The 19,266-nt window shown below is 68.2% G+C and carries 19 protein-coding genes; 12 read left to right on the forward strand and 7 right to left on the reverse strand.

The features are described from left to right. Positions 1-2 precede the first annotated feature (2 nt). The 3 genes from VMD91_04715 to VMD91_04725 are packed head-to-tail and all read right to left on the reverse strand — an operon-like array spanning position 3 to position 3,354. Positions 3-1,700: a GMC family oxidoreductase gene (locus VMD91_04715; GenBank protein HTW83359.1), complete on the reverse strand. Its 1,698-nt coding sequence runs from the start codon at positions 1,698-1,700 to the stop codon at positions 3-5. Beyond that, complete coding sequence (locus VMD91_04720; GenBank protein HTW83360.1) at positions 1,697-2,458, reverse strand: gluconate 2-dehydrogenase subunit 3 family protein; 762 nt, start codon at positions 2,456-2,458, stop codon at positions 1,697-1,699. The genes VMD91_04715 and VMD91_04720 overlap by 4 nt, the downstream gene beginning before the upstream one ends. Beyond that, the gene (locus VMD91_04725) at positions 2,455-3,354 is read right to left on the reverse strand and encodes a hypothetical protein (GenBank protein ID HTW83361.1); all 900 of its coding nucleotides are present in this window, start codon (positions 3,352-3,354) and stop codon (positions 2,455-2,457) included. Before VMD91_04725 ends, VMD91_04720 begins: the two co-directional genes overlap by 4 nt. 137 nt (positions 3,355-3,491) lie before the next feature. Between VMD91_04725 and VMD91_04730 the strand changes: the two genes are divergently transcribed. Further along, complete coding sequence (locus tag VMD91_04730; protein HTW83362.1) at positions 3,492-4,322, forward strand: SMP-30/gluconolactonase/LRE family protein; 831 nt, start codon at positions 3,492-3,494, stop codon at positions 4,320-4,322. Positions 4,323-4,343: 21 nt separating this feature from the next. On the opposite strand, the gene VMD91_04735 is transcribed toward VMD91_04730, so the two are convergent. After that, positions 4,344-5,201, reverse strand: a complete 858-nt coding sequence (locus tag VMD91_04735; protein HTW83363.1) for a sugar phosphate isomerase/epimerase — start codon at positions 5,199-5,201, stop codon at positions 4,344-4,346. An 81-nt stretch (positions 5,202-5,282) separates the two neighbouring features. On the opposite strand from VMD91_04735, the gene VMD91_04740 reads away from it, so the two are divergent. Genes VMD91_04740 through VMD91_04755 form a run of 4 tightly spaced genes read left to right on the forward strand, consistent with a single transcriptional unit; the run spans position 5,283 to position 10,864 of the window. Then, complete coding sequence (locus VMD91_04740) at positions 5,283-6,389, forward strand: aldose 1-epimerase family protein (GenBank protein HTW83364.1); 1,107 nt, start codon at positions 5,283-5,285, stop codon at positions 6,387-6,389. Next, the gene (locus tag VMD91_04745) at positions 6,382-7,632 is read left to right on the forward strand and encodes an NAD(P)/FAD-dependent oxidoreductase (GenBank protein ID HTW83365.1); all 1,251 of its coding nucleotides are present in this window, start codon (positions 6,382-6,384) and stop codon (positions 7,630-7,632) included. The genes VMD91_04740 and VMD91_04745 overlap by 8 nt, the downstream gene beginning before the upstream one ends. Next, positions 7,629-8,396 (forward strand): SDR family oxidoreductase, encoded by a 768-nt coding sequence (locus VMD91_04750; GenBank protein ID HTW83366.1) that lies wholly within the window; start codon positions 7,629-7,631, stop codon positions 8,394-8,396. Before VMD91_04745 ends, VMD91_04750 begins: the two co-directional genes overlap by 4 nt. Beyond that, positions 8,393-10,864, forward strand: a complete 2,472-nt coding sequence (locus tag VMD91_04755; protein ID HTW83367.1) for a hypothetical protein — start codon at positions 8,393-8,395, stop codon at positions 10,862-10,864. The genes VMD91_04750 and VMD91_04755 overlap by 4 nt, the downstream gene beginning before the upstream one ends. A 51-nt stretch (positions 10,865-10,915) precedes the next feature. On the opposite strand, the gene VMD91_04760 is transcribed toward VMD91_04755, so the two are convergent. After that, positions 10,916-11,929, reverse strand: a complete 1,014-nt coding sequence (locus VMD91_04760; GenBank protein ID HTW83368.1) for a DUF389 domain-containing protein — start codon at positions 11,927-11,929, stop codon at positions 10,916-10,918. Beyond that, positions 11,926-12,876 carry a hypothetical protein gene (locus tag VMD91_04765; GenBank protein ID HTW83369.1) on the reverse strand — a complete coding sequence of 317 codons (951 nt, stop codon included), beginning with the start codon at positions 12,874-12,876 and terminating at the stop codon, positions 11,926-11,928. Before VMD91_04765 ends, VMD91_04760 begins: the two co-directional genes overlap by 4 nt. A 54-nt stretch (positions 12,877-12,930) precedes the next feature. On the opposite strand from VMD91_04765, the gene VMD91_04770 reads away from it, so the two are divergent. The 5 genes from VMD91_04770 to VMD91_04790 all read left to right on the forward strand — a co-directional run bounded on the left by VMD91_04770 (position 12,931) and on the right by VMD91_04790 (position 18,494). Further along, positions 12,931-13,947, forward strand: coding sequence for a hypothetical protein (locus VMD91_04770; protein HTW83370.1), 1,017 nt, complete (start codon positions 12,931-12,933; stop codon positions 13,945-13,947). A gap of 46 nt (positions 13,948-13,993) precedes the next feature. Next, positions 13,994-14,599: a sulfite oxidase-like oxidoreductase gene (locus VMD91_04775; GenBank protein ID HTW83371.1), complete on the forward strand. Its 606-nt coding sequence runs from the start codon at positions 13,994-13,996 to the stop codon at positions 14,597-14,599. Next, on the forward strand, positions 14,592-15,347 hold the full coding sequence (locus VMD91_04780; protein HTW83372.1) for a ferredoxin reductase: 756 nt from the start codon (positions 14,592-14,594) through the stop codon (positions 15,345-15,347). The genes VMD91_04775 and VMD91_04780 overlap by 8 nt, the downstream gene beginning before the upstream one ends. A gap of 123 nt (positions 15,348-15,470) precedes the next feature. Next, on the forward strand, positions 15,471-16,970 hold the full coding sequence (mqo, locus tag VMD91_04785; GenBank protein HTW83373.1) for a malate dehydrogenase (quinone): 1,500 nt from the start codon (positions 15,471-15,473) through the stop codon (positions 16,968-16,970). Positions 16,971-17,165: 195 nt separating this feature from the next. Further along, positions 17,166-18,494, forward strand: coding sequence for a LuxR C-terminal-related transcriptional regulator (locus VMD91_04790; GenBank protein ID HTW83374.1), 1,329 nt, complete (start codon positions 17,166-17,168; stop codon positions 18,492-18,494). Positions 18,495-18,545: 51 nt separating this feature from the next. Here VMD91_04790 and VMD91_04795 read toward each other — a convergent pair whose 3' ends face one another. Continuing rightward, positions 18,546-18,722, reverse strand: a complete 177-nt coding sequence (locus tag VMD91_04795; GenBank protein HTW83375.1) for a hypothetical protein — start codon at positions 18,720-18,722, stop codon at positions 18,546-18,548. A 53-nt stretch (positions 18,723-18,775) separates the two neighbouring features. On the opposite strand from VMD91_04795, the gene VMD91_04800 reads away from it, so the two are divergent. Both VMD91_04800 and VMD91_04805 read left to right on the forward strand, forming a co-directional pair. Beyond that, positions 18,776-18,940, forward strand: coding sequence for a hypothetical protein (locus tag VMD91_04800; protein ID HTW83376.1), 165 nt, complete (start codon positions 18,776-18,778; stop codon positions 18,938-18,940). Then, on the forward strand, positions 18,937-19,242 hold the full coding sequence (locus VMD91_04805) for a LysR family transcriptional regulator (protein HTW83377.1): 306 nt from the start codon (positions 18,937-18,939) through the stop codon (positions 19,240-19,242). The genes VMD91_04800 and VMD91_04805 overlap by 4 nt, the downstream gene beginning before the upstream one ends. Positions 19,243-19,266: the final 24 nt, after the last annotated feature.

The raw sequence follows: 19,266 nt of genomic DNA on the forward strand, positions 1-19,266 counted from the left end.
CTTCACGTGAGACGCGGAACGCCTTTGCCCCAGGTGGCGGGCGGCGCGAGCGACGTTCTCAGCGGCGGCGGCGCAAGGTCGCGGGCGTCCGAAGTGAAGACGGAGTCGCCTGCCGAGACGAGGTAGTCCGCCGTTCGCGCGGCGAGTGCTTGGATCGTCAGGCCGGGGTTCGCCGAACCCTGCGTCGGCAGCACGCTGCCGTCGCAGACGAACAGGTTGGCGATGTCATGGGACCTGCCGAACGCGTCGACGACCGAGGTCGCGGGGTCGCTGCCCATTCGCGCGCCGCCAACCAGGTGCGCGTACCGCGCCTCCTGGACGACCTCGGTTGCACCAGCCGCCCACATGACGTCCATCGTCTTCTCCTTGGCGGCCTTGATCAGCTTCTTGTCGTTGTCGTGCAGGTTGAAGCTCACGTGTGCGACGGGGATGCCGAACCGATCCGTTTCCTGCGCCAGCGTCACGCGGTTGTCGTCCCATGGCAAGATTTCGCCGAGCACGCCGAAGGCCGCCCAATGATTGTAGTCCATCATCTCGCGACGTAACCCCCAGCCCCAGGCCTTCTTCGCCGCGATCATCTGCTTCGCGAAGGCGATCGGCAACGGACCCACGGTCTGAATCGCGAATCCGCGCGCGAAATCGTTGCGGGGATCCGTTTCGTAGAATTCCTCCGTGAGCGCGTGCGCCGGGGGCGCCTTGTACATCCGTACCGGCTCGTCGAACCGCCCCAAGACGACGTTCCCGGCCTGCGCCATCAGGTACTTGCCGACGGTACCGCTCGAGTTCGCCAAGCCGTTCTCGAAGCCGGCGCACGCGGAGTTCAGCAGCAAGCGCGGCGTTTCGATCGCGTACCCGCAGACGATGACCGCCTTGGTGCGCTGGACGTGCGGGTTCGCGTCGTCGTCGAAATAATGAACCGCCGTCACCCGCCGGTTCGGGCCGATCTCGATGCGGTACGCCATCGAGCGGTCGCGAATCTCGGCGCCGTTCGTGATCGCGTCGGGAACGTGCGTGATCAGTGTGCTCGCCTTCGCGCCGACCTTGCAGCCCTGGATGCAGAAGCCGCGATAGATGCAGTGCGGCCTATCGCCGTGCGCTCCGCTCAGGATTGCAACCGGGCCGCCGATGCTCACCGGAATGTCGAGCGCGCTGCACCCTTTGATGAGCGCGTTGCCGACGCCGCCCATCGGGTGCGGCCCGTACGCGTACCCGTGCGGGTGGCCCCAGGGGTAATACGCCGGCCCGGCGACCGGCATCTCGAGCTCGAGCTGCTCGTAGTAGGGCCGGATGTCGTCGTACGAGAGCGGCCAATCGATACCGACGCCGTCGCGCGTGTACGTTTCGAAGTCCGAGGGGTGCAGTCGCGGCGTGAACGACGCCCAGTGCACCGAGCCGCCGCCGACGCCTTTCCCGCTGTTGTTCGCGCCCAGTGCGAGCGGATCGCTGCCGCCGGTGATCCGCGGATCCTCCCAATAGAGCCGGTGTGATCCGGCTTCGTCGCTGACCCAATCGCGGTCGGTGTCCCAGAACGGACCGGCCTCGAGTCCGACCACGCGGAAGCCCGCGCGCGCCAAGCGCTGCACGAGCACGCCGCCGGCCGAGCCGACCCCGACCACGACGTAGTCGACGGGATCGTTCTCGGCATGACGACGCATCGGCGCCGGAAGGCGTTGGCGCGTCCCCAGTGCGTGCCGGCTCATCGACGGCCGGCGTTCTTGGCGTGCGAGCGGTGCTGCTCGGACTCCAGGAAAAACGCGTGCACGTTCTCGACCTCATCAGAGGCGGAGCCGGGCGGCGCGCTCCACGCGTACCGCCGTTCGCGCACCTCCCACGGTTCGGGCTCGCCGCGTTCGAGACGCGTGTAGCCGCGCGGATACGCGGGGCCGCCGAAGCCGATCTCGTCCCAGGCCCAGGGGTGGGCGTAATAGGCGTCGGCGGCGTCACCGACGATGAGCTGCCAGAAGCGGTGGACCGACATGCGCTCCCAAATCGCTCGCGCCGCTTGGGGCGCACCGTCGTGAATGCGTGCCAGGACGGCTTCGCGCTGCGCGTACGTCAGGTCGACGAACGCGGCGTCCTGCGCGCAGCGTGCTTCGGCGTCGATGGCTTCGCGCCCAAGCCGATACGCTTCGCGATCGGGCGGCATATCGGCGTACCGGTAGCCCACCGTACGATCGTCGTGCAGGCGTGCGTCGACGGCGTTCACGATGGGAATGCGCCGCTCGGGGGTCCGATCGCTCTGGGGGAGCAGATGCTCGAATACGGCCGTCCAAAACTGCGCAGCCGCCGCGTCGAAATACCGGATCGGCGGCGGCGCGTGGACGCGCGCGACGACGACCTCGCGCGTGGTGGGGTCCCACGCGTCGCTCTGGCCGAGCGTGCTGAACCCCGGATAATACCCTGGCTGATCGCGCTGCGACACCTCGACGTCGGCGGGCGCGTCACGCTCGGCGCTCATCGCTCGCTCCGGCGCAATTGGCTCGCGAGCAGTCCGAGCCCGCCGGCTGCACCGAAGAGCAGCGGGGCGAAAACCGGCGGCCCGTACATGACGTTGTACAGGACATATTTGGCGCCGCCGGGACGGCGCAGCACACCGCGCACGTGATAGAAGAAGCCGAGGCCGGCCACCGCGAGCGCGACCGCGGAAAGCAGCGGGACGGCCGTTACCGCGTAGCGGCGTTCGCGGACTCCGGCCGCACAAGCGATGGCCAGCAGCGGCGCCAGCGCGACCGGCCACCACTGCGATCGATAGCGAAAGCCGGACTTGTAGTGCGAGTACAGCGCCTCCACGCCGCTGAAGCTCGCGCTCAGCCCCGCCACGATCAGCATGTGCTGTTGAAAACGACCCTCGCGCACGTCCTGTTCGAGCGTGAGCGGTTCGCGCGTGGCCGCGCGCGAGGACGCCGGCGCGTCCTCCCGTCGCAGGAACGAGGCGATGAGGCCGAGATAGGCTGCGGTGCCGAACAGCAACGGCGCGAAGAGCGGCGGTCCCATGATGACGTTGGTGATCGGAAGTCGCCAGCCGCCCGGCTTGCGCGCGATGCCGCGGACGTGGAAGACGAACCCGAGCGCCGAATCGGCGAGCGTCACCGCCGACACGGCGCGAAAGATCGAGCGTGCGGCCGAGCGGCTGAAGAACGCCCACACACCGGCGCCGGTCAGCGCGGCACTCAGAACAACCGGCGTATACATGATGCGCTGACCGTAGCTGCCGCGGTAGTGCTCGTAGGCGACCTCCAACCCGCTGAGCGCGCTGGCGCCGGCCGCGAGCAGAGCGAGGGTGCGCTGAAAGCGTCCTTCACGTACGTGGTTACGAAGATTCTCGACGGCATCGTCGCCGTCATCGCCGTGCACGAGGCCGTACTCACTTTCCGGTGCTGCGGACGTGATGAGGAGACGTTCGCCTTGGAGTTGTATCCGAAAGCGAGAGCATTGTAACGATCGGCGAAACGGTTGCTTGGCGTGCGGCGCCGCGGGGAAAAGCTCGGAGGATGGCACCACGTCTCCTCGTCCGCACCGATCACTATACGGAGGGCGTCGTCGTCGCCCCCGATGGGACGGTGTTCTTTTCGATGACGAGCGTCAGCACGGTCATGCGCATGCGTGCGGATGGGTCCGCGTGCGCGGTGTGGGCGCACGTCCCGGCTGCGAACGGTCACGCCATCGACGTCGACGGCAGCCACCTGGTCATGTCGAGCGCCGGTTCCGTCCAACGCCTGGACGGGAGCGGCACGACGATCGACGTCCTCGCCACCCAGGTCGATGGGCGGTGGCTGACCTATCCCAACGACGTCGCGCTCGATACGAGTCGGGGAACGTGCTACGTCACGGATTCGGGATACAAGAAGACGCCTGCGACGGTGCCGCCCGATCCGCAAGGCCGCGTCTACCGATTCGACCGAGACGATACCGTGCGAGAGGTCGCGGCCGGCATCGCGTACGCGAACGGCATCGCCTTGGCGCGCGAGGGCGCATCGCTGTATGTCGGCGAGAGCGTGACCGGGACGATCTGGAGCTATCCGCTCGCCGACGACGGCTCGTTGGGCGAGCGCAGACTGTTCGCGCGCACCCCGCGAACGCCGGGGACGGTCACCGTACCGGACGGTTTCACCGTCGCGTCGGACGGACGGCTGTTCGTGGCGCACTACGGAGCCTGCGAGATCTTGGTCTACGCTCCGGACGGCGCGTTGATCGATCGGCTGGCGGCCGGGAACCGGGCGACCAGCCACGCCGCGTTCTCCCCGGACGAGCGCACGCTCTACGTCTCGGGCGGCATCGAAGACGAGTCCGGTCCGGGCGCGATCTTCGCGATCGCCGTCTGATCGAAGTCGAGTCGAGGCGCCTCAGCCGGCCCGCTCCGGGGGACCGCCCATGAGCGTGGCCAGAGCGTCGCGGCTGCGCTCGACGACCGCGTCGAGGTCGCCGTCATAAAGCGAGTCGGGAACGTCCTTCGAGAAGATCTCCAGCACCAAGGGACCCTCGTAGCGCGCGTCACGCAGGCCGTCGAGAAACGGCTGAAAGTCGATCGAGCCGTCGCCCACGGCCAGCCGGTCCAGAAACGAGCGCGGGCGACGATAGTCGGAGACCTGCGCCAGCGAAATCTTGCCCGCGCAGCGCGCGAGACGCGTGCGCAGATCGTGCTGGCCCGCCAGGTTCCAGACGTCGGCGCAGATGCCGAGCGCGTCCGCGCCGACCGCGTCGACGAGGTCGAGCGCGTCTTCGAGATTCCAGGCGAAAGAGTCCTCATTCATCGCTAGCGGATGGAGTGGTTCGAGCGCCAGCCGAACACCGAGCTCGGCGGCGTGATGCGCCAGTCCACGATAGGCTCGGACCGTCTGCTCGAAGGCGGCCTGCACGTCGCCGTCCGCCGCGACGCCGGTGTTGAGGACGAAGACCGTGCCGGGCATCAGCGGCGCGAGCGTATCGAGCGTCTTGACGAAAACGTCCCGTCGCGCATCTAGAGCGACCGGCGTCGGTGCGAGATGCGTCGGAAGCAGCGCGTGCACGTCCGCTTGGAACGACGACACCGAGAGGCCACGATCGCGCACGGACGAGAGCTGATCGCGGCGCTTGCGCGGATTCTCGTCGAGCTTGAACTCCCAGATTTCGATCGCCGCCGCGCCGAGCGCTTCGTAGCGCGAGGCGTCCTGCTCGAAGGACCATGGCCACGTCGTGACTTCGCTGACTCCGAAACGCCACATTGCATCGGGGTCATACCCAAAGCAGCGACCGCTGCAGCCGATGACGCGAGGAAAGCGGCTCGCGTGGGTAGGAGCGTAGTGATGCCGCAACTCTTCGGGCGAGGCTACTCCCGATCGGAGTTGGCCGCCTTCACCGGACGTCTCGACACACTCGCCGGCGTCACTCCCCTCGAACGCGCGGCCGGCCGCGGTCGGGGTGTACGCGAACTCTCGGTGCGGACCGGGAGCGGGTTTTCGTTCGTGTCGGTTGCGGACCGCGCGCTCGACGTCGCGCTCGCGTCGTACGGCGGCGTGCCGCTCTGCTGGCGCTCGTGCAACGACGTCGCCGCTCCCGCGTACGCCGACCACGAAGCCGACGGTTTCTTGCGCACGTTCGCCGGCGGATTGTTCACGACGTGCGGCCTGGCGAACTTCGGTCCGGCGGGCAGCGATGCGTGGGGCACGTTTGGGTTGCACGGCCGCATCAACCTGGCCCCGGCCGAAAGCGTGCGCTGCGAAACGAGCTGGCCTGACGAGCATACCTGCGTCTTCGAAGTCGCGGGGACGATGCGCGAAACCCAGGTCTTCGGCGAGAATTTTCGGCTCGAGCGCCGCCTGCGCGCGTTCGCCGGCGGCAGGAGCCTGCAGCTCCACGACACGGTGACCAACGAGGCCGGCACCCGACGCCCGCATATGATCCTGTACCACTGCAACGGCGGCTTCCCGATCCTCGCGCCGGATGCCCGGCTGTATGTGTCCCATGCGAGCGTTCGACCACGCGACGCGCAAGCGGCGCGCGGTCTCGCGGTATGGGACCGCGGAGCCGAACCGCGGCGAGATTTCGAGGAGCAGGTGTTCGTCCACGAGCCGATCGCGTGCGCCGATGGACGCGCCGCGGCGGTGCTGTGGAATCCGCAACTGTGCGAGGGGCGCGGGCTCGGCCTCGCGATTCGCTTCGACCCCGTCCAGTTGCCGGCGTTCTTCACGTGGCGCATGCTCGCGCACGGAACCTACGTCATGGGCATGGAGCCGGCCAACTGTCCGACGATCGAGGGGCGCGTCGAGGCGGGCAAACGCGGAACGCTGCCGTTCCTCGAACCGGGCGAATCGCGCAGCTACGACCTGGAGTTCAGCGTGCTCACCGGCACCGACGAGCTGGCCGTCATGCTGGGGCAGATCGGCCGTGCGAACGGAGCCGTGGATGCCTGAGAACGTGGTGATCCTCGGAGCGGGCTTCGCGGGGATGAACGTCGCCCGCCACCTCGAGCACGACGGCCGCCGAGGCGAGCTCGCGGTGACGATCGTCAACCGCGAGAACTACATGCTGTTCACGCCGATGCTGCCTGAGGTGGCGAGCGGATCGATCGAGCCGCGGCACATCACGCCGCCCCTGCGCGCGATCTTGCGCACGACCGCCTTCGAGTTGGGCGATTTGAAAGGTGTCGATCTCGACGCGCGTACGGTCGCCGTCACCAAGCGGCGCGAGGGTGGCGAAGCGACCCTGCCGTTCGATCACCTCGTCGTGGCGTTGGGAGCCGAGAGCTCGACGCACGGGGTTCCCGGCGCCGAGGAGCACTCGTTTCCGCTCAAGACCGTGCACGACGCGGTCGTCGTCCGGGACGTGACGATCACTTCGCTCGAAAACGCCGCCATCGCGATGGACGAGGACGAGCGGCGCAGCCGTACGACCTTCGTCGTGGTGGGCGGCGGCTTCACCGGCGTGGAGGCGGCGGGTGAGCTGCTCGCTTTCCTGCGCTCGGCGTCGCGCTTCTATCCCCACGTCGAGCGAACCGATATTCGGGTCGTGCTGGTCGCGGGTAGCGATCGTCTGCTCGAGCAATTGTCGCCCGCTCTCGGTCAGCGCGCCGCGACCATGCTGGCGTCTCGCGGAGTGGAAGTGGTGTTCTCCGATCAGGTCGCATCGGTCGACGCCGGCGGCCTCACGTTGGCGTCGGGGCGGCGCTTTGCCACCCGGTGTGTGATCTGGAGCGCCGGCGAGCGGCCTTCCCCCGCGCTCGAGCGCATCGCGCTCAAACGCTCCGAGCACGGGGCGATCGAGGTTCGTCCCGACCTGTCCGCGATCGGAGCGCCCGGCGTTTGGGCGCTGGGCGACTGCGCGCACATTCCCAAGCCCGGCGGGGGTGCCTATCCGCAAACGGCGCAGCATGCGGTGCACGAAGCGCGCCGGCTCGCGCGCAACCTGGTGGCGAAGGTGCGCGGCGAGGCGACCCGTCCGTACGCGTATCGCGCGCGCGGGATGATGGCCTCGATCGGAGCGCACGAAGGCCTGGCGGAGATCGGGGGCCGGGTGAAGCTCTTCGGTTTGCCGGCGTGGCTGCTGTGGCGGACGTATTATCTCGGGCAACTCCCCGGCAACGACCGCAAGGCCCGCGTCATGCTCGATTGGACCCTCGACTTTCCCTTTCCTCAGGATATTGCGAGCGTACGATGACTCTCGAGAACAAGGTCTGTATCGTCACCGGCGCGTCGACCGGCATCGGTCGGGCCATCGCGACGAAATTCGTCAAGGAAGGCGCGAAGGTCGTCGTCGACTACGTCGGCAAGAGCGAGCCCGCGAACGAGCTGGTCGCCGCGCTCGCGATGATCGGTGGAGAGGCCATCGCCGTCGCCGCGGACGTCAGCGACGCGGACCAGGTGGCGATGCTCTTCGACGAGACGATCAAGACGTTCGGCGGCGTCGACGTTCTGGTCAACAACGCCGGCGTCGAGAAGAAGATGCCGTTCGTCGACACGCCCGACGACGAGTGGGGGAAGGTCATCGCCATCAACCTCACCGGACCGTTTCTGTGCAGCCGGCGCGCGGCCAAGCAGATGATCGCTCAGGGCCGTGGCGGCCGCATCATCAACATCTCGTCCGTTCACGAAGATCTGGCCATGCCGACCAACGCGCCGTACTGCGCCGCCAAGGGCGGCCTGCGGATGCTCATGCGCACCATCGCGGTCGAACTGGCTCCTCATGACATTCTCGTCAACAACGTCGCGCCGGGCGCGGTCGACACCCCCATGGATGCCAACCTGAAGACCGACCCGAAAGAGATGAACCAATTGCTGGCCGAGATCCCGCTCAAACGCATGGGGCGCCCCGACGAAGTCGCCGAGCTGTGCGCGTTCTTGGCCTCGAGCGCCGCGTCGTACTCGACCGGCTCCACCTTTTTCGTCGACGGGGGCCTGATCCGGCACAGCGGGTCGCTGTGACCGTGTCGACGGGTACGCCTGCACAGACGATCGGAACCGGCGAGGGAGTCGGCGCGTACGTCATCGCCGACGATCAGATGGCGGCCGGCAGTACGCTCGGCGGCCCGAATCTGTGCATGACGATCAAAGCGAGCGGGGCGATCGAGAAGCTGTATTCGATCGATGCCGGCGAGGTCTTCTTCGGGACCGTCGTGCTGCACTTCTGGGACACCGTTACGCGGGCGAAGCTCGTCCCGCGGCGCGGAACGTTCATCATCCATCCCGGGCACCAGGAGCACGAGTACGAGCTTCCCAATCACGTCAGCGTTCACGAGAACCTCTTCGCGCTCAACGGCGCTCTGCGCGACGGCGAGACCGGACCCGCCGCAGCGTATTACTGGGTCGAATTCACCAACGACGGGCCGGACCTGGCGACCTTCAGCACGTACGCGATCTGTCAACTGCGCGGCCACACCGGGCACGACGTCGTCGCCGCCTACGACGAAGCGCGTCACGCCATCGTCGCGTGGAACGCCGGCAATCCCAATTGGGTTCGGCTCTTCGGCCTCTCGCAGCCGCCCCGCGGGTACGAGACGACCGCCGATCACGATAAGGGCATGTCGTTTCGCTGCCCCAAGCCGCTGTCCGGTACGGTCGACACGGCCGCCGGTCAGGACGTCCTGGGCATCTTCGAGCTGGAGCATACGCTGCAAGCCGGCGAGTCGACCGGCTTCTTCTACAAGTTCGCGCTTTCGGTGGACGGCCGCGCCGCCGCCGAGCGTGCGTACGACGCCGCTCCGCCCGCGGCGGAGGCGCTCGAGCGTACCCGGCAACACTTCGCCGCCGTGTTGGGCCGTTCGATGTTGATCACCCCGGACGCCGAGCTCAACCGTGGGGTGTCGTGGGCCAAAGCGAACATGCTGCGCACGATCTCGAAGTCACCGACGGGGTGGTCGTTCGTGAACGATCCGACGCGTTCCAACAACAGCGTGGGCCGCGATACGGCATGGTTCGGGTACGGCGCGGACTACGTCATGCCCGAGATCTCGCGGGACGCCTTGCTCGCCTACGTCGACGTGCAAGAACCGTCGGGGATGATCGTCGAGTACTACGACATCCGCAATCGCAAAGCCGAGGATTACGGCCTCAACATCAACGACAATACCCCGTTGATCGTCTTGGCGCTGCTGCACCACTATCACGCGACCGGTGACCGAGCGTTCTTGGAGCGGGTGTACGATGCGGCAGCCCGTGCCGCGCGCTATATTCTCTCGCAGCGCGACGAGCGTGGGCTGGTCTGGTGCACCTCGACCAAGACCTCCGATTGGGGCATCATCGGCTGGCGCAACGTGATTCAAAACTACCGTCTTTCCGGCGCGACGACGGAAGTCAATTCCGAGTGCTACGCTGCGTTGGACGCGGTGGCGACGATGGCGGCGCTGATGGGAAAAGCGACCGACGCGACCGAGTTCGCGGCGCACGCGGTCGACTTGCGGAACGCGATCAACGCGCATCTGCGGAACCCGGAGAACGAGCTCTATTACCTCAACATCGACGTCGATGGGCACGCTCGCAGCGACATCACCTGCGACCTCGTCTTTCCCGTGATCTTCGGTGTTGCCGACGACGAGATGGCCGCCCGCGTCGTCAGCCGCCTCAGCGCCCAGGATTTCTGGACCGATGCCGGCATCCGGACCGTGCCGCGCGATGCGCCGAACTACGGCGGCACGCACGGGTACGGTTTGCTCGGCGGCGTTTGGGTCGGCGCGACCTTCTGGTTCGCGTTCGCCGCCGCACGATTCAACGCGGACCTCATGTCGAAGTCGTTGGCCGATAGTTTCGCGCACTATGCCAGCAACCCGCGCAAGAACAACACCGTGCCGGGGCAATTCTCGGAGTGGCTGCACGGCGAGACGCTGGTGAACCAAGGAATGATGCTCTCGCCGTGGTTCCCCCCGCGCTATCTGTGGGCGGCGATCGAGGGCGTCGCCGGGCTGGACATCGCGACGGATCCACCTGGGCTCACGCCGCGCATGGCACCCGGGTGGAAGTGGTATGCGATGCGGAATCTGCCGTTTCGCGGTCGCTCGCTCACCTGGTTCGCGGCGAGGACGCCGGAGCTCTCGCTGTACTCGAACACACCGTTTGCCCAGCAGCCGGCCGAGACGTATACCGAGGACATCTCGCACCTCATTCGTCTGAGCGGCGGTGCGGTCGTTGCGGTCGGATTGCGCCGGCCTGACGGATTCGTGGCGCTGATCGGCAACGCGACCGCGCACACGGTGGCGGCGGCCCTTCGCATCGTCGATCCGCAACTCCGCGGGACCTATGCGATCCGCGTGTACAACAGCTTGCGCAATGCCTGGACCGAGGGTCAATCGGTCACGGCGGAAAAGTTGCGGGACGGGGTGCCGTTCGAGCTCGAAGGTCAAGGCTTCTGCGTGGTCGAGTTCCGCCCCGGGAGCCCGGACCGTACCGAGTGTCCCTGACGTGTTCCGCTTGTCGGTGCCTTCGGCATGGACACCGAGGTGCCGATTACGTCACGGTTCCGGAGGAAGCGCGACGGAGGTCACGCGCTGGATCTGGGAGACGTCCACGACGAGACGGAAGCGCTGGCCGGTTGCCCGCTGCGCGAAAGCCTCCAGCAAAGAAACCTGGTGTGCGGTGGGCAACTGCCTCGACCGGATCAATAGCGTCGCGGTCGGCGGTCGTGAAAGCCAGTCGAAGTCGCTCGATACCAGCGTGGCTTGACGAAAGGTAACGGTTTGAGTCGTCAACGCGCGTCGTAAGGCGCCTTCGAGCGCTGTTTGTCGAACCAGCGCCTGAAGGCTGAACGCGAGAGGGACGACGACGAGAGCCGTCAGACCGCCCGCCCACGCCAACGCCGAACCGGCTCGTCGCCGCGCGTAGCGACCCACCAAGAAGACGCACATGCTCGCAAGCGTGATGCCCAGCAGGTTGGTCACGAAAAGAAGAAGCGCACCGCCGCTGACCTCCCAGTCGGCCGCTGCCGCGCCGATACCGACAACGCAGAGCGGCGGCATCAGAGCGACCGCGATCGCCGTCCCCGCGATGGCACTGGTAACCGATGAACGAATACGCGCGAAGGCACCCACCGCACCCGCGGTGAGGGCGATGCCGAGGTCCAAGAGATTGGGTCGAGCGCGTGAAAGAATCTCACTGCCGAACTCGGAGAGCCCGACCGCTCGCGCCAGCAGCGCGGAGAGCACGACGGCAAGTGCAATGCCGACCGCAAGAGTGATCAAACTGCGCCAAAACATCGCCGCGGCGCCGTCGAGCGCGGAAAACGCTGCGGCTTGAATCGCCGGCATGAGCGGCGCGATGATCATCGCACCGATAATGACTGCTACGCTGTTCTCGAGAAGGCCGAGCGTGGCGATCGCGCACGAGGCGAGTATCAGCACGACGAAGTTGAGGTTCAGGCGGGAATCGGCTGTGAGCAGGCCCGCCATCTCGGCGCGATCCACATGGTCGGACGGGTTGCTTTCACCGAAGGCTTGCCGCCACCACGGCGCGAGTTGCCGGATGCTCATGGGCGAACGGAGGCGACGACCCGCAGCGCTCGAAGCGTGTTCCAACGGCTCGGGTCGCCGGGTGATTCGCCGATCGGGACCGCGAGCGCTTCGGCGTGCGCGCGCTCGAGCTGCCAGCGTCCGTCGGCGCGCCGCTTGCTCTCGACACGGCTCACCGCTTCGCTCATGCGCGGGTCGGCTTGCGACCCCGAGCCGCGAAAATAATCGAGCGCGCGCAGTACGTCATAGCGATAGCGGGGTGGGAACGCGAGCTCGAGGAATGCCGGATCGACGACCTCGCCGGTCGAGCGCCGCCGGAAGAGGCGGCGCTCGAGGAGATACTCCTCGCCGCGGCGGCGGGCGGCCGCGATCTCCGGCGCGCCGCCGACGGCGCGCTCGTAATCGAGCAGTCCTTCGAGCACGCAGATCGTGGTGTGGAACGACGAGCACGTGCTCGGTGGCGCTTCGCAGTTCCAACCGCCGTCGGCGAGCTGGTCGCCGAGGAGACGCTGAACGAGGCTCTTCGTCGGGCGCCCGAAGTACGCGCCGAGCGCGAGCACGCCGCCGTTGATGCACGGTTCGACTTCGCCGGCGAAGTACGGGTTCACGCCGGGCTCGAGCGGTCCCAACTCCCAGTAACCGCTCCGGTTGTCCCACCCCAGCGTCCCGTCGAGGCGGGCGATGGCGGACGCGACGGCTGGGTCCGCCGGATCGGCGCCGGTTGCGCGCAGCAGCTGCAGCGTGAAGAGCGTCGGCAGCCACGTGGAGCCGGTCGACCGGCGCCACGCGCCGTCCGCGTGTTGGGCAGCGAGAATCGCGGCGCCGAGGCCTTCGCGCGGAACGCGGGCCCGCTCGGCCGCGATCTCCGCCGGCGAGGCATCGGTGAGGTCGCGCATCGCCTGCCAGCGGATGGCGGGATCGGCGTCGAGCAGCCACGCGACGGTGTCCACGCCGGTATCGTACGTCACGGCCGGTAAGCATCCTTACCGCGCCGAGCGGTCGGGGGGCGGTACGGTGGCGGCATGTGGAAGCATTTTCCCGTTGCCCTCGCGAGCTTACTCGCGAGCCTCCCGTCGGTCGCGGTCGCCGCTGCGCCCACGGGGGCGATCCTGCCGAGCGTCCTGACCGTCGACACGAAGGCACACACGGCCGTCCTGCCGGTGTACCGCGGGACCGCGCACGGCCAGGCCGTCTGGTACATCGTCACCGACGCCTCGGACGTTGCCACGGCACGTCGGCTGCACGTCATCTTCTCGCCGGCCCTGGCGACGATCGGCGACGAAGCGACGCAGACCGCGACGCGCGCCGGCGGCCGGCTGGACTTCGCGGGTGCCCCGGACTTCGCGCCGACGCGCACCTACGTTGCCTCGGCCGGTGGCTTTCCGCCGACGTCCGCGACGCCGGGCGGCCTCGCCGACGCCGCCTACTCGCCGTTCGTGCGCGTCGCGGGCGAGCCGGGCGTCCTCAACGCACCGATCGTCGCCACTGGCGACGGCCCGTTCGACGTCACGCATCACGCGAACACCGAAGACCGCGTGCTGGCGATCGACACGACGCGCATGACGGTCACGCTGACGCTGGCGCGCGGGTTCGTGAACGGAAAGCCCATGTACTACATCAGCACCGAAGCGTCGGATCCGGTCGCGGCGGCGGTCGAGCGCTCCACCTACGTTCCGCGGTTGGCGAAAGCGCACGCGAGCGCGACGATCCCGATCGGCGTGGTGGCGAACGGGCCGACGGCGCCTGCGTCGGCGCAGGGCCTGCGTTATCTCGCGCTCGACACGCCGCTCGATCGCGACGCGACGCTCGCGAACGCGCCGGAGATCAGCGCCCCCTTCAACGTGCTCTCGCAGGTCCCGGACGTCGCGCGCCCCGACGATGCCAATGCCTACTCGCCGCTCTGGACCGCCTACGTCGTCGCGCGTCCGCAGACCGCCCGGCTGACGTCGTACGCCGCGCTCGCCGGGCAGCAGCCGAGCGCGGCGGGCTTCGTCGTCAACTGCCCGGTCATCGCGTTCGGCGACGACTCGGACTACTGACCGGCGCGCAACCGGAGAGGCCATCGGAGGAGTCGAACGGGCACACGTGTTCACGCGAGGATTTTCGGGCCGGCGCCCATCGTCCGACGCCGCGAAGCGGCTCCCGCCCGGACAGCATCTGGTCGACGACTTCCCCGTCCTCTCGGCGGGGCCGACGCCGCGCGTCGCACCCGAGCAGTGGTCGTTCACGCTCAAGGTTGGGCCCAAGCCGGTGAAGACCTGGGACTGGACGGCCTTCAACGCGCTGCCCAAGACGAAGGTCACGCGCGACATCCACTGCGTGACCACCTGGTCGAAGTTCGACACGCAATGGGAAGGCGTCTCGTTCGACGACATTCTGGCCGACGCGCAGCTGGAAGCGCCGACGCAGTACGTGCTGGCGCACTCCTACGGCGGCTACTCGACGAACGTGCCGGTGGCCGACCTGGCCGGCGGCAAGGCGATGGTGGCGGTCACCTACGACGGCCAGCCGCTCGAGGCCGACCACGGCGGCCCGGCGCGCTTGCTGGTGCCCCACTTGTACTTCTGGAAGTCCGCCAAGTGGGTGAACGCGCTGCAGTTCACCACCAAGGACGAGGCCGGGTTCTGGGAGCTGCGCGGCTACAACATGTACGGCGATCCGTGGCGCGAGCAGCGTTTCGCGGGTGACTGACGCTCGCGCGCTCGCGGTCAAGCCGATCCCGTGGCAGACGGCCAAAGTCGTCGCCGTCGAGCCGCGGACGCCGCGGATCAAGAGCTTCTATTTCGACTTGCCGCAGCCGTTCGCGTTCGCGGCCGGGCAGCACGTCGACGTTCGCTTGACGGCGCCCGACGGATACCGCGCGCAGCGCAGCTACTCGATCGCCTCCGCGCCCGACGACTCCGGCCGCATCGAGCTCGCGATCGAGCTGCTGGACACCGGCGAAGTGTCGGCGTTCTTCCACGAGGTCGTCGCGGTCGGTGATCCGATCGAGCTGCGCGGTCCGCTGGGCGGCTACTTCGTCTGGCCGCCGGCCGAACGCGGTCCGGTGCTGCTGATCGGCGGCGGCTCGGGTCTGGTTCCGCTGATGTCGATGATCCGTCACCGCGCGGCCGCCGGATCGCACGTGCCCGTTTTGCTGCTGCTCTCGGCGCGCACCTGGGACGACATTTTGTATCGTGACGAGCTGCTGGCGCTCGATGCGCGCGAGGACGGCTTCACGCTGGTCCTCACGCTCACGCGCGAGCCGCCTCGGCGCCCGGGGGACTACGGCCGCCGCGTCGACGCGGCGATGATGCACGACGTGCTGGCGAAGATGCCGAGCCTCCCGGCGATCGCGTTCGTCTGTGGGACCAATCCCTTCGTCGACGTCGCGGCCGACGGCACCGTCGCCGCCGGCGTGCCGGCCGCCGACGTCCGGACCGAGCGCTACGGAGCCTGAGCCGCTCGAGGGCCGGCTGCTCGCTTGCTTTAAACCCTCCGACAGAGGACGTGGACGGCCTTTGCGCCAGGTGGTAGCATAGCCCGGCGGTTTTTTACGCCCAGCAACCTCAAGAGGAGTGGAATGAGCAGCCCAGCGATCGGATCCAGCCAGGTCGACGCCGTGCTCGTCGGCGCCGGCATCATGAGCGCCACCCTGGCCGTGATGCTCAAAGAGCTGGACCCCTCGCTGACGGTCGCCGTCTACGAAGGTCTCGAAGCGGCGGCACTGGAGAGCTCGAACGCGTGGAACAACGCGGGCACGGGCCACGCGGCGCTGTGCGAGCTGAACTACACGCCCGAGAAGGCCGACGGCAGCATCGACGTCTCCAAGGCGCTGGTCGTCAACACGCAGTTCGACCTCTCGCGGCAGCTCTGGACGTACCTGGTCAAAACCGGCGCGCTCGCCGACCCGCAGAGCTTCATCCACTGCGTGCCGCACATGAGCTTCGTGCGCGGTGCGGAGGACGTCGCGTACCTGCGCAAGCGCTTCGAGGCGCTCCGGCCGACCGGGCTGTTCGACGAGATGGAGTTCTCGGACGACAAGCGGCAGCTCGAGTCGTGGGTTCCGCTGGTGATGGAAGGACGCGATCCGAACGAGGTCGTGGCGGCGACGCGGACGATCGCCGGCACCGACGTCGACTACGGCGCGCTGACGCGCATGCTGCTCGACTCGCTGCTCGGCAAAGAGGGCTTCGAGGTCGCCTACTCGACCCGCGTGGTCGACGTGAAGCGCGACGGTGACCGCTGGCGCGTGAAGGCGAAGAACGTGCGCGACGGCGGGACGCACGAGGTCAGCGCCAAGTTCGTGTTCCTCGGGGCCGGCGGCGGCGCGCTGCCGCTCTTGCAGAAGTCCGGCATCCCCGAGGCGCGCGGGTACGCCGGCTTCCCGGTCAGCGGCATCTGGCTGCGCAACGACGATCCGGACCTGGCCGCGCGCCACGACGCGAAGGTCTACGGCAAAGCCTCGGTCGGGTCGCCGCCGATGTCGGTGCCGCATCTCGACCGCCGCCACGTCGACGGCGCGACGGCGCTGCTGTTCGGGCCGTACGCCGGTTTCTCGACGAAGTTCACCAAGCACGGCTCGTACCTCGACTTGTTCAAGTCGATCGACGCCGGCAACATCGGGCCGATGTTGGCGGTCGGCAAAGACAATCTCGCGCTCGAGAAGTACCTGGTCGGCCAGATCTTCGAGACGCCCGCGCAACGCTTCGCGGCGCTGCGCGACTACTTCCCCAACGCCAAACAGGGCGAGTGGCGGCTCGAGGTCGCCGGCCAGCGCGTGCAGATCGTCAAGGGCGATCCCAAGCGCGGCGGCATCTTGCAGTTCGGCACCGAGGTGGTCGGCGCGAAGGACGGTTCGATCATCGCGATGCTGGGCGCCTCGCCCGGCGCGTCGACGGCGGTCGCGACGATGATCGAAGTGATCGAGCGCGCCTACGGCGAGCACGTGAAGAACGGCTGGGGGGCGAAGCTGCGCGAGATGGTCCCCTCGTACGGGCGCTCGCTCATCGAGGAACCCGCACTGGCGCGCCAACTGCGCAAAGAGTCCGCCGCCGTGCTGCGCATCGACGGGCTCGCCTGACCGCGATTGAGCCCAATTGGGTCTCACCCGCGCCGGAGCGGAGTGAGACCTGATAGGTCCGAATAGGCCGTAGTCTTGTCTCGCGCCTCGATGTTCGAAGCGTACCGGCTCGCTGCCATCAGCCCGCGGTCGGAAATCCATGCGGCGGCGCGGCGGATCGTCGCTACCGAACCGGCGGGAATTCTGTTGCGTGCGGTGCTGGCGCAATACGAAGGCGACGTCGACGGAGCGATCGCGCTGCTGCAGCGCGGCATGCGCCGCGTCGTCGGCGAGGACCGCGCGTTCTTCGCCGACGTGCTCGGTCCGATCTTGGTCATGCGGCACGACTCCGTCGGGCTGCAGCGCTGCGCGGACGCGCTCCACGCCGCGGGCTGGCTCGCGTGCGCCGACGTCTTTCGTGCCCTGATCGCACTCGAGGGCGGATCCCGCCGCGTCGCGCGCCGGCGTGCCGCCCGCGCGCGCGCCGCACTGGAACACGAGACCAACGACCTGGTGCGCGCGCGCGTTCTGCACCGCTTGGCGCGCGTCGCCTTTCTGCTGAACGACCATGCCGAGGCGCTCGACGCCGCGCGGGCCAGCGCCGGCCTGTGCGCCCCGTTGCAGGCGTGGCGCCTGGCGAGCACCAGCCACTCGATCATCTACAGCATCCACCGCAGCGTGACGGGTAACCTCGCCGAAGCGGATCTGCATGCGACGCTCTGGCGTGAGATGGCGGAACGGTCCGACGACGCGTCGATGGAGCTGCAAGGACTGATCGCCGAGTACGATCTCGCCGTTCACCTGGCTGACGAGTCGCGCGTGGCGACGATCGAGAAGCGCATCGTCGCCAAGAACCTGCCGCAGCAGTACGTCGAACGCTTTCCGTATGCGATATCATACGCGACCGTGCGCGGCTGGTCCGACATGCGGGCGATGCAGACGCTGCTCGAGGTGCTGCTGGCCGCGACCGAGCCGCGCACGTCGAAGTCGGCCCTGTGCCGTGCGCTGATCGCGTTGGCCGCCGCCGCGCGGCACGAGGACGTCGAAGCGCGCGACTCCGTGCGCCGCGCCGTCCACGATCTCGCGCACTCCCGACCGAGCGGTCCGGCATACGAGCGATGGCATCGCCGCATGGCGCGAGCGGCCATCGCCGCCGCCTGTCTGCTGCTGGGAGACGACGTGCGCGCGCAGCGGGTCTTGACGGTGCGGGAGTCACGTCATGGCGAGGGTGAGGACGCGTTGCCGGCACTGATGCGCGCCGGACGGCTCGGCGAAGCGCCGCGCAGCCTGCACGGGTTGGCGCGCGTCTTCGCGCGGGCGGCCGAAGAGCACCGGCTGCAAGCGGTGCCGGCCGACCTCACCATCGCGCAGTTCGAGGTGCTGCAGCTGTTGGGCCGTGGTTGGAGCGCGCAGCGCATCGCCGAGGAGACGGGCCGCACGCGCAACACCGTTTACAACCACACCCGCGCGATTCTGGCCAAGTTCGAAGCGCGACGAGCCGCCGAGGCCGTCGCGATCGCGCGCCAGCGCGGCATCATCGCCTAGCTCGCGGTCACGTTTTCACGCAGCGATGACACGTGCCAACGGAGCACGTAGTCAATCTTGATCGCGGGCCGGTGCGCCCTTTTGACTAGCGTCGAGCGACACCACTCGGAGGTCGCTCGACATGCTAACAGCTCTTCTGGCCGCGTTGTTGCTCCTCACCACGGCGACAGCGTCCACCAGCACGACCGCGTCCACCACCACGACGCAGACCACCAGCGCGCCCGTCATGAGTCCGGCGGATGATTGTCCCCCCGAACCGGGATGCGGCTGAGCGAATCGCGGTGCGCCGGCGCTTGGGACTCTTGACGCTGATGGACTTTCTCTTGGGACACTCGATGCTGCAGGTGCAGCAGCGTCATCGTCTCGCGTCGGTCGATGAGGCGGAGTCGCTCATTCGCGATGAGATCTTGCAGCACGGCTACGGATCGTGGGAGCGGAACCGATGACGGAACGGGCCCCCGCACCGCTCCCGCCCGTCTCGGACCTGCGGCGCATCGCGGCGTTCGTCGTGGTCGCCGAGGAGCTCCACTTTCGGCGAGCCGCCGCGCGGCTGGCGATGGCGCAATCGCCGCTCAGCCGCGCGATTCGCAAGCTCGAATGGGAGCTGGGCACGATGCTCTTCGCCCGCACCAAGCGGGTGGTCAAGCTCACGCCGGCCGGGAGCGCGCTGCTCCCGGCGGCGCGGCGACTGCTCGAAGAAGCCGAACGCTTCGCCGACGCCGCCCGCAGCGTCGACGGTGGGCACTGAGACGAAGCGCGCCGCTCAGGCGGC

Origin of the sequence: Candidatus Sulfotelmatobacter sp. (genome assembly GCA_035504415.1) — a bacterium.
Classification (GTDB): Bacteria; Vulcanimicrobiota; Vulcanimicrobiia; order Vulcanimicrobiales; family Vulcanimicrobiaceae; genus Vulcanimicrobium.

Coding starts and splice junctions, on each gene's coding strand:
- VMD91_04760 (HTW83368.1), bottom strand. CDS start 11,929: ATGAGCATCCGGCAACTCGCGCCGTGGTGGCGGCAAGCCTTCGGTGAA.
- VMD91_04740 (HTW83364.1), top strand. CDS start 5,283: ATGCCGCAACTCTTCGGGCGAGGCTACTCCCGATCGGAGTTGGCCGCC.
- VMD91_04750 (HTW83366.1), top strand. CDS start 7,629: ATGACTCTCGAGAACAAGGTCTGTATCGTCACCGGCGCGTCGACCGGC.
- VMD91_04730 (HTW83362.1), top strand. CDS start 3,492: ATGGCACCACGTCTCCTCGTCCGCACCGATCACTATACGGAGGGCGTC.
- VMD91_04795 (HTW83375.1), bottom strand. CDS start 18,722: ATGACGGGCGCGCTGGTGGTCTGCGTCGTGGTGGTGGACGCGGTCGTG.
- mqo (HTW83373.1), top strand. CDS start 15,471: ATGAGCAGCCCAGCGATCGGATCCAGCCAGGTCGACGCCGTGCTCGTC.
- VMD91_04745 (HTW83365.1), top strand. CDS start 6,382: ATGCCTGAGAACGTGGTGATCCTCGGAGCGGGCTTCGCGGGGATGAAC.
- VMD91_04805 (HTW83377.1), top strand. CDS start 18,937: ATGACGGAACGGGCCCCCGCACCGCTCCCGCCCGTCTCGGACCTGCGG.
- VMD91_04715 (HTW83359.1), bottom strand. CDS start 1,700: ATGAGCCGGCACGCACTGGGGACGCGCCAACGCCTTCCGGCGCCGATG.
- VMD91_04770 (HTW83370.1), top strand. CDS start 12,931: ATGTGGAAGCATTTTCCCGTTGCCCTCGCGAGCTTACTCGCGAGCCTC.
- VMD91_04735 (HTW83363.1), bottom strand. CDS start 5,201: ATGTGGCGTTTCGGAGTCAGCGAAGTCACGACGTGGCCATGGTCCTTC.
- VMD91_04720 (HTW83360.1), bottom strand. CDS start 2,458: ATGAGCGCCGAGCGTGACGCGCCCGCCGACGTCGAGGTGTCGCAGCGC.